The sequence below is a fragment of the Amycolatopsis sp. NPDC043887 genome, from assembly GCF_056435665.1.
This window is the reverse complement of record NZ_JBWKEB010000025.1, coordinates 1-13,364: the sequence shown is the minus strand read 5'-3', so window position 1 is coordinate 13,364 and position 13,364 is coordinate 1. Positions and strand designations below refer to the sequence as shown.

Genomic DNA, 13,364 nt, shown 5'->3' with positions numbered 1-13,364 from the left:
TAGCGCGATCAGCGGATGGTAACGATTGTCGGTCAAGCTATTCTTCCCGTGCGAGGGTGTCAACACACCTGCGGAAGGGGAGGTCACGGTGGCCACCATCAACGACGTGGCGGCGAAGGCCGGGGTTTCGACGGCGACCGTGTCGAGAACGCTCAACGGGAAGTCCACTGTGGACCCGGTGCTCGCGGCACGGGTGCAGGCCGCCGCGGCCGAATTGGGATATCACCCGAACGGGCTCGCGAGGAATCTGCGCCGTCAGGAGACCGCGGTACTCGCGCTCATCATCTCCGACGTGGAGAACCCCTTCTTCACCGCGATCGCCCGCGGCGTCGAGGACATCGCGCAGACGGCGGGCTATTCGGTGGTGCTGTGCAACGCCGACGACAACGAGGAGAAGGAGCGGCGCTATATAGACGTCGCCCTCCAGGAGCGGGTCGCCGGCGTGGTGCTCTCCCCCACTGGCCGGGCCACCAACGTCGACCGGCTGACCGAACGCGGCACTCCCGTGGTCGCCGTCGACCGGCCACTGCTGAAGAACACCGGCGACCAGGTGCTGGTCGACACCCGGCTCGCCGCCCGCGACGCCACCCGGCACCTGCTCGATGGTGGATACCGGCGGGTCGCCTGCGTCAGCGGGCCGCCTGGGGTGCGCACGGCCGAAGACCGGCTGGCCGGTTACACCGATGCCGTCGGAGAGGAGAACGCGCTCACCCGGCGGGCCGAGTTCCGCGCCGAGGGCGGCAGGCTCGCCGCGCTCAGCCTGCTCGATGAGCCCGAGCCGCCGGACGCGCTGCTGGTCGGCAACAGCACGATGACGATCGGCGTCCTGGAAGCACTGGCCGCACGCGGTCTGCGATCGGGACAGGACGTGGGGATCGTGTCGTTCGACGACGCGCCGTGGACGACGCTGATCGACCCGCCGCTGACGGTGGTCGCCCAGCCCGCGAACGAGGTGGGCAGGGTCGCCGCCGAGCTGCTGCTCGCCCGGATCGGCGACAGCACGCGCAAGGCCACCACGACCACGCTGCAGGCGAAACTGATCGTGCGCCGGAGTTCACGGCGCGACTGACGCCCGGAGATCCCAGGTGCACGACGTGCCTGGGCGACCGGTTCGCACCGGCCGCCCAGGAACGCCCCACCCCCTTGTTCCCCCAAGCCGGCCCACACCAGCCGGGTTCTCCGAAGCGGTGGGAAGAAATCGTTTACCTTTCGGAAGGTAAGTTCCCGTTTACCACCTGTCAAGCCGAACTCCTGGACAAGCTCGCCCGATCCGGGCAGACTATGGCGACATTGCCTACTGCGCGTGTTTGATTCCGTGCACTCTGTGTTCATCTCTGGTGAATTCCCCCACGAAACCGAGATGAGACCGCACGAACCCGCACAGACGCGTTACCCTAGGCGCTATGTCCATAGCGCTCGAGAACGTTCTCGCCAAGGCGGGCCTGAAGGTCGACGCCAACGAGTTCCTGAACCTCGTCGAGGACGCGGCGCGGAGACTGACTCCACCGAACCCCGATCCGTCGCACTATTTCTCGGCGGACCAGCGGGCCGCGCTCACCGACGTCGGCCTGGACCTCTCCCCCCGGGGCGAGGACGAGCCGGACTTCCGCGCCCGCACGGTCGCCGCGCACGCCGTACTCGCCGATTCCGCGCTGAGCGTGCTGGAAGCGGCGAAGGCACTGGGCGTGGACGACAGCAGGATCCGGCACCGCCTGAAGGAGGGCAGGCTCACCGGCTGGAAGGACCAGGGCTGGCGACTGCCCGCCTGGCAGTTCGCCGGTTCGGGGGTGCTGCCCGGCCTGGAGGTCGTGCTGCGCGCCGTCCCCGAAGATCAGCCCGCGCTCGTCGTCGCCGCGTTCATGAGCACTCCGCAGGCCGATCTGGTGATCAACGAGCACCCCGCCACCCCGCGCCAATGGCTCCTCTCCGGCGGCGACCCCGAGCACGTCGCGAGACTGGTGGCCACACTCGGCTCGCCGTTCTGAGATCCTTGCCCGACGACGGAAAATTTCAGTCGGGGGTAGGCCGTAGGCTGACCCCACCGAGCAAGATCACCCGACAAGGACGGACGACTCCCGAGGTATGGCCCGGCTCCCCCTGCCGCCCGCACGCTCTGTCCTGGTCAAGGAGCTGCACCGCACCAACGACGTGGTGACGGTGCACCCCGGCACCAGGCTGGTCAGGATCTTCACCGCGCACGGCAACCACCCCCAGCAGTGGAATTCGTTCCGCTACACCGGCCCGCTCCCGCACGGCCGGTTCGACCCGCAGACCTCCGGTCGCGGCGGCCGTCCGGTCACCGACCCCGGGAACGGCGTCCTGTACTTCGGTCTCACCGTGCGCACCAGCATCGCGGAGGTCTTCCAGACCACGTCGACGGTCGACCGCAAGTCCCGCGGCCCGCGTCTGGTCGTCGTCCGGCCGACCCGCACGTTGCGGCTGCTGGACCTCGCCGGCCTGTGGCCGACCAGGGTCGGCGCCTCGCAGGAGATCTCCAGCGGCCCGAAGAAGATCACCCAGGCTTGGGCCCGCGCCATCCGCGCCGCCTTCGGTGACCTTGACGGCGTCTGGTACCGGTCGTCCATGGACTCCGGCGGCCCCGCGCTCGCGCTGTGGGACCCGCCCGCCGGGGATTCGCTGCCGGTCGCGCCGGACGTGCTGCTCCCGCTGGACCATCCGGGGCTCGACGTGCCGCTCGGCCGGGTGTGCGAAGAGCTGAACTACACGCTTCTCAGCTGACCTCTCGTGCAATGAAGGGGCCTTTCATAGCAAATTTTGCTATGAAAGGCCCCTTCATTGCAGTCCAGGGACCGAAGATCAGAGGTGACGGCCCCACCACTCCAGCACGGCGTCGAACCGCTGCACCCGATGCCGCGGCAGCCCGGAACGCGTGAGTTCGTGTCCCTCGCCGGGGAACAGCAGGAATTCGGCCGCGACGCCGTTCTGCCGCAGTGCCACGTACATCCGCTGCGCCTGCTCCAGCGGGCAACGCCAGTCCTGCTCGGAGTGCGCGACCATGAACGGGATGTCGATCTTCCCCGCGTAAGTCAGCGGGCTGCGCTTGCGCTGCTCTTCGATGTCGTCGCCGGCGTAGCCCCCGGCGAAGAACCAGCCGATGTCGGAACTGCCGACGAACGAGTCCCAGGCGTTGACCGCGCGCTCGCTCCACGCGGCGCGGAACCGGCCGCCGTGGTGCGCGGCGAGCCAGCTGGTCATGAAACCGCCGTACGAGCCGCCCATCACGCCGACCCGGTCACCGTCCAGATTCGGCAGCTTGAGCGCTTCGTCCAGCAGTGCCAGCAGATCGTCCGCGTCCACGGTGCCGAGGCCGTGGACGATGCTCCGGCCGTGGCTTTCGCCGTAGCCGGCGGAACCGCGCGGGTTGCCGAGAACGACGGCGTAGCCCGCGGCGGCGAGCACCTGCGCCTCGTCGAAGACCTTCCATTCGTACGCCGCGAACGGTCCACCGTGGACCATCAGGACCACGGGATGCGGCCCGTCTCCTTCGGGCCGGACGACCCAGCCGTGGACCGGGTAGCCGTCCGGGGCGGTCGCGTTCAGTTCCTCCAGCGGCAGGATCCCGTTGTCCCGCAACGCCTTCGAGTAGTCGGTGAGCACGCGCGGTTCACCGTCCGAAAGCAGGACGACGTCGCCGGAGCTCTCGGGAGTCCCGATCACCGCGACGATCCGTTCGCCGTCGACGGCGAACGACTTCACCGCGGTGCGCTCACCCGCCAGGTGGCGCAGAGACTTCAGCTCGGCCAGTTCGGCGTCGAGCGGAACGGCACGTAGCTCGGCGGCACCTCGGGTGCTGACCACGACGAGGACCTCGTCGCCGACGACGACCGGAGGCCCCGCGGCGTTGTCGCAATCCACCGTTTCGACGTCGGTCAGCCGGCGCGGGGACGAGGGCTCGTCACCGGAGGGCCACGGCGCCCGCCAGAGCCCGGTGTTGCGGGCGACGTCCTCCAGACCGGGGAATTCGTTGCCGTAGAACAGGATCGAGCCGTCAGGGGCGACGACCGGCCGGTCCGCTGTGCCCATGGTCCGGACCAGAAGCCGGGGTTCGCCACCGCCCGCGGGCACGGCGTAGACATCCGTACGGACGGTGTCCTCGGCGGCCCAGTCACGCGGGCCGGTGAACAGGACCTGCTCGCCGTCGACCGTCCACGAGGGATGGTCGACGTCGGCCCGGTCGTCGGTCAGCGGCGTGAGCTCGGCAGGCGGCTCCTCGTCCAACGCGGCGACGGCGTCCACGATGAACAGACGCTGTGGACGGTCGTTGAGGAAACCCACGTCGTCGACGCGGTAGAAGAGGTTCGTGATGTGCCGCGGCGCTTCTTCGCCCGGCTCCGGCGTTTCGCCGTCCGCGTTCTCGCTGCCGTAGCGGCCCGGCTCGGGCACACGGGCGACGAAGGCGATCCGGCGGGAATCGGGTGCCCAGACCGGGGCACCCGCGCCGAGGGGCAGGCCGGTGATCCGCTTCGCGTCGCCACCGGCCGCGGGCATCACGTGCACCTGCGGCTTGGCCGCACGCCCGGAGCCCTCTCCCGCCCGGAGGAACGCGACCCATCGGCCGTCCGGCGAGATGGCGGGGGCGGAGTCCTTGGTCCCGTGGGTCCAGGCCCGTTCTCCGCCGCCACCCGGATCGACTCTGCGCAGGGCTCCGCGGTAGCTGTTCGTCTTCAGATCAGGCCTGCTCACCGCGGTGAGCAGCAGGTCGCCGTGCAGCGCGAGGATGCCGGGGACCGTCAGGGCTTCGATGTCAACGGGACGCACGGCCCCGACGGTACCCGATCCTTAGCAGCTCTAACTACTGATTGAAGACTCCTGCTCAGCGGCTTCCAGCTTCTTCGCCTTCGCGAGGCTGGCCACCGTCGTCACGGTCAGGACCACGACGATGACGCCCAGGGAGACCCAGTTGTTGATGTCCAGCCAGTCCGGGACGACGTGGTACTCGTGCAGCGCGTGCAGGAACAGCTTGGCGCCGATGAAGGCGAGGATCACCGCGAGACCGTAGGACAGGTACACCAGCTTGGTGACCAGGCCACCGAGCAGGAAGTACAGCTGGCGCAGGCCCATCAGCGCGAACGCGTTGGCGGTGAAGACCAGGAAGGCCTCCTGCGTGATACCGAAGATCGCGGGGATCGAGTCGACCGCGAACAGCAGGTCCGCGCTGCCGATCGCGACGATCACCAGGAACATCGGGGTGATCCAGCGCTTGCCGTCCTTCTTCACGAAGGACTTGTGGCCGTGCCACTCGTCGGTGACGGGGAAGAGCTTGCGCACCCAGCGGGTGAGCGCGTTCTCCTCGTATTCCTCTTCTTCGTCCTTGTTGCGGACCATGCTGATCGCGGTCCAGATGAGGACGGCGCCGAAGAGGAAGAAGACCCAGACGAACTGCGCGATCAGCGCGGCGCCCACGGCGATGAACACGCTTCGCATGGCGAGCGCGAGCAGGATGCCGATCAGCAGCACCCGGTGCTGGTGGATCGCGGGCACCTTGAACGACGTCATGATGATCATGAAGATGAACAGGTTGTCGACGCTCAGCGAGTACTCGGTGATGTACCCGGTGAAGAACTGGACCCCCGGGTCATGTCCGGCGAACACCCAGACGCCGACGCCGAACGCGACGGCCACGGCGATGTAGAAGATGACCCACCTGGCGGCTTCGCCGGTGGTGACCTCATGCGGCTTGCGATCGACGATGACCAGGTCGAGTGCGATCAGCGCGAGCAGACCGCCGACCGTGGCGATCCATAGCCACAGGGGAACAGACATGTAACCAACCCTCCGGAAAGTGCACAGCAGCAACTAACCGGAGGTCTCTTCCGCCGGTGCGAAACCGGCCGACGGTGCCGGGGGCCTGCGAAGACCACCGTGCTGACGACACCGCCGCGAAGGAATACTCCCCTCACAGCTGGTCCAGTCTGACCTGTCTGTACGCATGACGCCAGTTAAGGTTGCCCTTGTCACCAAGATGATGGCGTAACTCCCGTCACACCCACCTCTTCTCGCTCCTTGAGTACCCGTTCCGGTGGCGGCTTAACGGCACGCTTGTGTGGTCCGTGTGTGCCGGGGAAGCGGTTCTCAGCTTCGGTGAAATACGGTCATTCCGTGCCCCGAATCCCGCTCCCTCGCACGCGAGGCGCGAAACTCACCGCGCTCGCCGCGGTCGTGGTGGTCCTGGCCGCCGCGGCCGTCGTGTGGACGAACGGCGAACCCGCCCCGTCCGCGGTCAGAACCCAGGACGCGACCTTCGACCTGCCCGAAACCCCGGGCTCGTCCGAGGTCGTGAAGATCGACACGACCACGTATCTGCCCGAACAGACCCCGGCTCCGGCCGTCCTGCTCGCCCACGGTTTCGGCGGTGACAAGAACAGTGTCGCCACCGAAGCCCGCGAACTCGCCGACAAGGGTTTCGTCGTGCTTACCTGGTCCGCGCGCGGTTTCGGCCGCAGCACCGGGAAGATCGCGCTGAACGACCCCGACCGGGAGGTCGCCGACGCCAAGAAGCTGATCGACGGTCTGGCCGCCCGGCCCGAGGTCCTCAGCGAGAACGGCGACCCGAAGGTGGCCGTGTCCGGCGCTTCGTACGGCGGCGCGCTTTCCCTGCTGCTCGCCGGGACCGACAAGCGGGTCGACGCGATCGCGCCGGTGATCACCTACAACGATCTCGCGCAAGGCCTCTTCCCGAACGCCGCCGCTCCGGCCGCGCCGAACGCCACGACCCCGGCCGCCGGCGCGTTCACCGCGGACGGCGTCTTCAAGAAGTCGTGGGCGGGCATCTTCTTCTCCGCCGGTTCCGGCGCGGCGCAGAGCGGCTCCCCCGCCAACGACGCGCCCGAAGCCGGTGACGAGACGAGCGAATCCGGTGCGGCACAGGGCACGGGCGCGGCGGGGGCCGCGGCGCAGTCGCTGCCGCTCGGCGGCCAGAACGGGCAGCGGCCACCGTCCGGCCCGGCCGACCCTTGTGGACGGTTCACCGCCGAGGTCTGCCAGGCCTACACCGAGCTCGCCACCACGGGGAAGGCGAGCCAGAAGACCGTCGACCTGCTCCGCCGGGTGTCCCCCGCGTCCGTGACGGACAAGATCACCGTGCCGACCCTGCTGGTACAGGGCGAAAGTGACACGCTGTTCGGGTTGGACCAGTCCGACGCGACCGCCCGGCAGATCACCGCGGCGGGTGGCAAGGTCCGCACGATCTGGTACACCGGCGGCCACGACGGCGGGAAGCCCGGGCAGAAACTGCGCGCGCAGATCGCCGACTTCCTCAAGTTCTCCCTCACCGGGCAGGGCACCGATCCCGGTACCGGGTTCAGCTACGACATCCAGGGCACGCTGCGGGCCAACGGCGCCCCCTCGGTCCGGACGGTCACCGCACCGGCGTACCCGGGAGCGACCGGGGACGCCACCGAGCGGCGGCAGTTCACCCTGGCGGGCCCGGCCCAGCCGGTCGTGCGGCCCGCCGGCGGCAATCCCGCCGCGGTGAGCGGGATCCCCGGCTTGAACGGGGCGGTGGCGGGTTCGTCCCGGCTTTCCGGCCTGTTCAGCCTGGACCCGCCGGGGCAGGCCGCGCAGTTCGCGACACCGCCGCTCGACGCGCAGACGATCGCGGCCGGTTCGTCGACGGTCCGGCTGCAGGTCTCGGCCGATCCTTCCGCCGCGGCTCCCCAGAAGGAAGCCGTCCTGTTCGCGAAGCTCTACGACGTCAACTCGGAAGGTGTCCGGACACTTCCGGCCAACGCCGTCGCGCCCTTCCGCGTCTCGGGCCTTCCTGCCGACGGCAGCCCGGTCGAGGTGACGGTGACCCTGCCGGGCATCGTGCGTCCCTTGGAGGCCGGGCACACGCTTCGGCTGGTCGTCGGCACGACGGACCAGGCGTTCGCGACGCCGGTCGAGCCCGCCGTGTTCCGCATCGGGCTGGCGGACGGCGGACGGCTCGGTGTGCCGGTCGTTCCCGGCGACTCGGTCGGCGCGGGCGCGCCCACCGCGCAGTTGCTCGGGATCGCCGGAACGCTGCTCGCGGGGATCGCGATCACCGTGATCGCCGCGTTCCGCCGCCGCCGTGCCCACGACGTCGACGAGAGCCTGGCGAGGACGCCGCTCGTGATCGAAGGTCTGCGCAAGGCCTACGCGGGCGGGTTCGTCGCGGTGAAGGATCTGTCGTTCCGCGTCGAACCCGGCCAGGTGCTCGGCCTGCTCGGGCCGAACGGCGCGGGCAAGACGACGACCCTGCGCATGCTGATGGGGCTCATCACGCCGACCGCGGGCACCATCCGCGTATTCGGCCACCTGATCGCGCCCGGCGCGCCGGTGCTGTCCCGGATCGGGTCCTTTGTGGAGGGTTCCGGCTTCCTGCCGCATCTGTCCGGCAAGGAGAATCTGGAGCTGTACTGGGCGAGCACGGGCCGCCCGAGGGACAAGGCGCATTTCGCCGAGGCACTGGAGATCGCGGGGCTCGGCGACGCGGTGAACCGGCGGGTCCGCACCTACAGCCAGGGCATGCGGCAACGGCTCGCGATCGCGCAGGCGATGCTCGGCCTGCCGGAGCTGATGGTGCTCGACGAACCGACCAACGGGCTCGACCCGCCACAGATCCACCAGATGCGTGAGGTGCTCCAGCGCTACGCGGCGACCGGGCGCACCGTGGTGGTCTCGAGCCACCTGCTGGCCGAGGTCGAGCAGACCTGTACGCACGTGGTCGTGATGCACCGCGGCATGCTGGTCGCCTCGGGTGAGGTCGGCGAACTGGCCGCGTCCAGCGGCGAGGCGACGTTCCGCGTCGACAAGCCCGCCGAAGCGGCCGAAGCGCTGCGGAAGGTCGGCGGCGTTTCCGGCGTCGATGTCGACGGCGAACTGGTCCACGCGGATCTCGACGGTCTCGCACGCGCCGAGGCGGTCGCCGTCCTGGTGCGGGCCGGGGTCGCGGTCGAGCAGGCCGGGCCGCGGCGCCGTCTGGAAGACGCGTTCCTGCAGCTGGTCGGAGAGGACTCGAAGGGTGAGTAAGACCAATGGTTCCGGCCCGGCGACCCGGGCGGATCACGGCGTGCACACCGATCCGGCGGCCCTGCTGGAGCTGACCGAGGTCGCGTCGCACGAACCGACCGAGGTCGGCCCCGACGGGGCGGTGGCGGGGTACCGCGCCGACCGGACACTGCGGCTCGGCGTCGAACTGAAGCGGCAGCTCAAACGGCGGCGGACCCAGCTGATGCTGGGGTTCGTCGCGCTGCTGCCGTTCATCCTGGTGATCGCGTTCGAGATCGGGCAGGCCAACCCGAACCGCCGCAGCGGCGGCTTCGTCGACCTGGCCACCGCGAGCGCGCCGAACTTCGTGGTGCTCGCGCTGTTCGTCTCCGGGACGTTCCTGCTCCCGATGATCGTGGCGTTGTTCTACGGCGACACGATCGCGAGCGAGGCGTCCTGGTCGAGCCTGAAGTACCTGCTCGCGATGCCGGTCCCCCGGCATCGGGTGCTGCGGCAGAAGGCGATCGTCTCGGGCATCCTGTCCGCGGTCGCGCTGATCCTGTTACCGCTGGTTTCGCTGGTGGTCGGCGTCATCTGGTACGGCGCGGGCGACGCCATCAGCCCGACCGGGGACGCGGTGTCGTTCGGCGACAGTCTCATCGCCATGGGGCTCGCGACGATCTACATCATCCTGCAGCTGGCGTGGGTGGCCGGTCTGGCGATGCTGCTCTCGGTCGCCACCGATGCCCCGCTGGGCGCCGTCGGCGGGGCGGTGATCGTCGCGATCGTCTCGCAGATCCTCGACCAGATCACCGCGCTGGAAGGGCTGCGCGACTACCTTCCGACGCATTTCGCCTTCTCGTGGATGGACCTGATCTCGACCGACATCGACTGGACGAACATGGCCAACGGCATGCTGTCCGCGGCGTTGTACGGCACGGTGTTCTTCCTTCTGGCGGGCCGCCGGTTCGCGACGAAGGACATCACCAGCTGAGAGCGTTTCCGTACCGGAAAATCACCGGGGTCCACCGGGAAGACGAAATCCTCTTCCCTGGTGGGCCCCGGTTTTCACTGGCCGTGGCGACCTTCACCCATTAGCGCCGGTAATCGGTGTTTCATGCGCATGAGAACATTGATTTTCGGATCATCGACTCATTGGGTGAAAACCTCGCATTCATCTTCGGAGGCCTCCGGGAAATCCTTATCTTCAGTGGAAAGGTGCCGACGCGAGCGGAAAGCGGGGATGTCACCATGACCCAGTCAGTCGAGACCCCGGTCCAAGAATTCTCTCTTGATTGGACCATGACCGCAGGCAAGGGCGGCCGGGTCGGATTCGCCGTCTCGGGCCAGGTAACGCTTCTCGACAACAATCGGTTCTACAAGATCGACGGGGTCCTCTACATCTCCGAGGGCAGCGCCTACTGCCGCGAAATCGGCAATCCGCATCTTTTCGTCCGGCGCAACGGCGTCGAGGAGAGCGGCAGGCAGTGGGGCTGGGAAACGATCTGCAACCGCAAGTCCTGTGCAAGGCTGTGTTCGATGGACGCCTACTTCGTGCGCACCGGCTACTGGGCGCCCGCCGACCGCGCCATCCAGCTCAGCATCGGCGCCGAAACCGGCTGGAACCGCAAGCGGTCCTTCAGCCCGACGGTCACCGTGCGCCTCCGGGACTGAGCGGTGGCTCCCCGGCTGAGGTTCTCCGGCTAAGTTTCGGCCGGAGGCTCGGGTTCGCGGAGGCGGACCGCTGATCTGGCTGGGTGAGTGGACAACTCCACGCCGCGGCCCGGCTGCGGCAACCCGAAAGCGCGATCAGCGGTCCACTGTAGATCCTCGCGGGCTCGGGTACGGTCGAGGCCATGGCCACCTCCTCGATCCGCGTGGACGACGAAGGCGGGATCGCCGTCGTCACCCTTCAGCACGGCAAGGCGAACACCCTCGACACCGAGTTCTGCCAGGAACTGGTCGTCCGGCTCGAAGACGTCCAGCTCGGCGGCCATCGCGGTGTCGTGCTGACCGGGACCGGCGGCATCTTCTCGGCGGGTGTCGACCTGCGGCGTGTTCACGACGGCGGCGCGGACTATCTCGAGGACTTCCTGCCGGCGCTGTCGGACGCGTTCCTCTCGGTCTTCGGTTTCCCCGGCCCGGTGATCGCGGCCGTCAACGGGCACGCGATCGCCGGCGGGGCGGTGCTCGCCGCCGCCTGCGACCGCCGCGTCCTCGCCGACGGCCCCGGCCGGATCGGGATCACCGAGCTGCTCGTCGGCGTGCCGTTCCCGTTGGCGGCGCTGGAGATCCTGCGGTCCGGGTTCGGCGCCGACGTCCTCGCCGAACTCACGTTCCTCGGCGAGACCCACCTGCCCGCGGACGCGCTCCGGCTCGGCCTGGTGAACGAGGTGACCGCGCCCGGGAACGTCGTCGAGCGGGCGGTGGAGGTGGCCAGGAAGCTCGCCGAGATCCCGGCGGCCGCGTACGCGCACACGAAGGCGCAGCTGCACCGGCCGTTCCACGAGCGCATCGCCGAACACCGCACCGGCGACGACGCCCACGTCCTCGATCTGTGGAGCTCCCCCGAAGCCCTCGCGGCCATCAAGGCCTACGTCGACCGGGTGCTCAGCGGCCGGGCCTGATCTTCGGGCTCGACCGGATAGGCGATTGCCCACCGGCGGGGACTCTGTGAGTATCCGACCGCTCAACAGGTCCCGATGGGGAGGGCATGGATGCGGAAGCTCACGGCCGCGTGGCCGGTTCTGGCGATCACCGTTCTCGCACTGGCCGGGCTGACCCCGGCGGCGCAGGCGGCACCCGGAGACATCGAGGACGCGCTCGGGCGGATACCCGGGCTGACCGTCGTCTCGGAGAATCCGGCGCCGACCGGGTACCGGTTCTTCAAACTCAGCTACACCCAGCCGGTCGACCACCGCAGGCCGGACCGCGGCACCTTCCAGCAGCGGTTCACGTTGCTGCACAAGGAATTCCGGTCGCCGACCGTGGTGTACACGAGCGGGTACAACGTCTCGCAAGCGCCCAATCGCTCGGAGCCGACACAGATCGTCGACGGCAACCAGCTGTCCATGGAGTACCGGTTCTTCACTCCCTCCCGGCCGGACCGTCCGGACTGGGGCAAGCAGCTGACGATCTGGCAGGCGGCCGCCGATCAGCACCGCGCGGTCGAGGCGTTCAAGCGGATCTATCCGGGCAAGTGGCTCGCGACCGGCGGCAGCAAGGGCGGCATGACGGCGACCTACTTCCGTAGGTTTTTCCCGGACGACGTCGACGCGACGATCCCGTACGTCGCGCCCAACGACGTCATCAACGCGCACGACCGCTACAACCGGTTCCTGGCGAACGTCGGCGACGATCCGGCCTGCCGGTCGGCGCTGAAGGCGATCCAGCGTGACGTGCTGACCCGGCGCCCCGAGTTCGCGGCGCTCGCCGCCGCCGACGCGGCCAAGAACGGCTACACGTTCAAGACCGTCGGCTCGGCGGACGTGTCACTGGAGATCTCCGTGATCGACTCGTACTTCGCCTTCTGGCAGTACCAGAGGCAGTCCGACTGCGCGACGATCCCGAAGGCGGGTGCTCCGGCGGCGGAGATCTACGCCTGGTTCGAACGCGTCGAAAGCCTGAACACCTACTCCGACCAGAACCTCGAGGTCTACGTCCCGTACTACTTCCAGGCGGCCTACCAGCTCGGCGCCCCCGAATCCTACGAAGGATATCTGCGGGATCTGCTGCGCTACCCGGGCTCCAACGTGTCGCGGACGTTCGTGCCGGAATCGGTCGACATCCCGCGGTTCGACCACCTGGCGATGCCGGACATCGACTTCTGGGTGAAGTCTCAGGGGAAGCGGCTGATGTTCGTCTACGGCGGGAACGACCCGTGGAGTGCGGAGCCGTTCAAGCTCGGCTTCGGCACGAAGGACTCCTACAGCTACACGGTGCCGGGCGGGAACCACGGCGCCCGGATCTCGCAGCTTCCCGCGGCCCAGGCCGCCGAAGCGACGAACACCGTGCGGCGGTGGGCCGGTCTGCCTCCGGTCTCGCCGGGCGTCAGCACGCGTTCGGTGCCCGCCGGGTTCCCGGACTTCGATGCCGACCTGACCATGCTGGAGCGCCGTCGCCTCTGACCCCTCACGCGTTTCGTCCTCTGGTTGCGGTACTTGCAGGCGCAAGGATCGCATCCAGAGGACGAAATGCGGCTATTTGATGCCGGCCGCGTCCATGCCCCGGAGCTCCTTCTTGAGGTCCGCGACCTCGTCCCGCAGCCGGGCGGCCAGCTCGAACTGCAGGTCGCGCGCGGCCTGCATCATCTGGTCCGTCATCTGCTGGATGAGATCCGCCAGCTCGGCGCGCGGCATCCCGGCGACGTCCTTGTCGGCGAGCATCCCGGAGCT

At 68.8% G+C, this 13,364-nt stretch carries 11 protein-coding genes; 8 read left to right on the top strand and 3 right to left on the bottom strand.

Translation table 11 applies throughout. The features are described from left to right. Window positions 1-88: 88 nt before the first annotated feature. The 3 genes from AC069H_RS39465 to AC069H_RS39455 all read left to right on the top strand — a co-directional run bounded on the left by AC069H_RS39465 (window position 89) and on the right by AC069H_RS39455 (window position 2,739). Window positions 89-1,069: a LacI family DNA-binding transcriptional regulator gene (locus AC069H_RS39465; protein ID WP_125682291.1), complete on the top strand. Its 981-nt coding sequence runs from the start codon at window positions 89-91 to the stop codon at window positions 1,067-1,069. A gap of 334 nt (window positions 1,070-1,403) precedes the next feature. Beyond that, entirely contained in the window at window positions 1,404-1,985 is a 582-nt protein-coding gene (locus tag AC069H_RS39460; protein ID WP_340688302.1) for a DNA-binding protein, read from the top strand. A gap of 97 nt (window positions 1,986-2,082) precedes the next feature. Beyond that, window positions 2,083-2,739 (top strand): RES family NAD+ phosphorylase, encoded by a 657-nt coding sequence (locus tag AC069H_RS39455; RefSeq protein WP_478235720.1) that lies wholly within the window; start codon window positions 2,083-2,085, stop codon window positions 2,737-2,739. 78 nt (window positions 2,740-2,817) lie between these two features. Here the strand turns inward: AC069H_RS39455 and AC069H_RS39450 are convergent, their stop codons facing one another. Then, window positions 2,818-4,779, bottom strand: coding sequence for a S9 family peptidase (locus tag AC069H_RS39450; protein WP_478235719.1), 1,962 nt, complete (start codon window positions 4,777-4,779; stop codon window positions 2,818-2,820). A gap of 30 nt (window positions 4,780-4,809) precedes the next feature. After that, complete coding sequence (locus AC069H_RS39445; protein WP_478229330.1) at window positions 4,810-5,784, bottom strand: TerC family protein; 975 nt, start codon at window positions 5,782-5,784, stop codon at window positions 4,810-4,812. A gap of 318 nt (window positions 5,785-6,102) precedes the next feature. Between AC069H_RS39445 and AC069H_RS39440 the strand changes: the two genes are divergently transcribed. From AC069H_RS39440 to AC069H_RS39420, 5 genes are all read left to right on the top strand, one after another. Then, window positions 6,103-9,012: an alpha/beta fold hydrolase gene (locus AC069H_RS39440; protein ID WP_478235718.1), complete on the top strand. Its 2,910-nt coding sequence runs from the start codon at window positions 6,103-6,105 to the stop codon at window positions 9,010-9,012. Next, window positions 9,005-9,964, top strand: a complete 960-nt coding sequence (locus AC069H_RS39435; protein WP_016335466.1) for an ABC transporter permease — start codon at window positions 9,005-9,007, stop codon at window positions 9,962-9,964. The genes AC069H_RS39440 and AC069H_RS39435 overlap by 8 nt, the downstream gene beginning before the upstream one ends. A 257-nt stretch (window positions 9,965-10,221) precedes the next feature. Continuing rightward, window positions 10,222-10,644: a hypothetical protein gene (locus tag AC069H_RS39430; protein ID WP_340688297.1), complete on the top strand. Its 423-nt coding sequence runs from the start codon at window positions 10,222-10,224 to the stop codon at window positions 10,642-10,644. A gap of 182 nt (window positions 10,645-10,826) precedes the next feature. After that, complete coding sequence (locus AC069H_RS39425) at window positions 10,827-11,597, top strand: enoyl-CoA hydratase/isomerase family protein (RefSeq protein ID WP_478235717.1); 771 nt, start codon at window positions 10,827-10,829, stop codon at window positions 11,595-11,597. Between the two features lie 90 nt (window positions 11,598-11,687). Beyond that, window positions 11,688-13,097: a S28 family serine protease gene (locus AC069H_RS39420; protein ID WP_478235716.1), complete on the top strand. Its 1,410-nt coding sequence runs from the start codon at window positions 11,688-11,690 to the stop codon at window positions 13,095-13,097. Between the two features lie 72 nt (window positions 13,098-13,169). Here AC069H_RS39420 and AC069H_RS39415 read toward each other — a convergent pair. Beyond that, the coding region (locus AC069H_RS39415; protein ID WP_478235715.1) for a UvrB/UvrC motif-containing protein at window positions 13,170-13,364 on the bottom strand (195 nt) is incomplete at its 5' end.

Coding starts and splice junctions, on each gene's coding strand:
- AC069H_RS39445 (WP_478229330.1), bottom strand. CDS start 5,784: ATGTCTGTTCCCCTGTGGCTATGGATCGCCACGGTCGGCGGTCTGCTC.
- AC069H_RS39430 (WP_340688297.1), top strand. CDS start 10,222: ATGACCCAGTCAGTCGAGACCCCGGTCCAAGAATTCTCTCTTGATTGG.
- AC069H_RS39460 (WP_340688302.1), top strand. CDS start 1,404: ATGTCCATAGCGCTCGAGAACGTTCTCGCCAAGGCGGGCCTGAAGGTC.
- AC069H_RS39455 (WP_478235720.1), top strand. CDS start 2,083: ATGGCCCGGCTCCCCCTGCCGCCCGCACGCTCTGTCCTGGTCAAGGAG.
- AC069H_RS39420 (WP_478235716.1), top strand. CDS start 11,688: ATGCGGAAGCTCACGGCCGCGTGGCCGGTTCTGGCGATCACCGTTCTC.
- AC069H_RS39425 (WP_478235717.1), top strand. CDS start 10,827: ATGGCCACCTCCTCGATCCGCGTGGACGACGAAGGCGGGATCGCCGTC.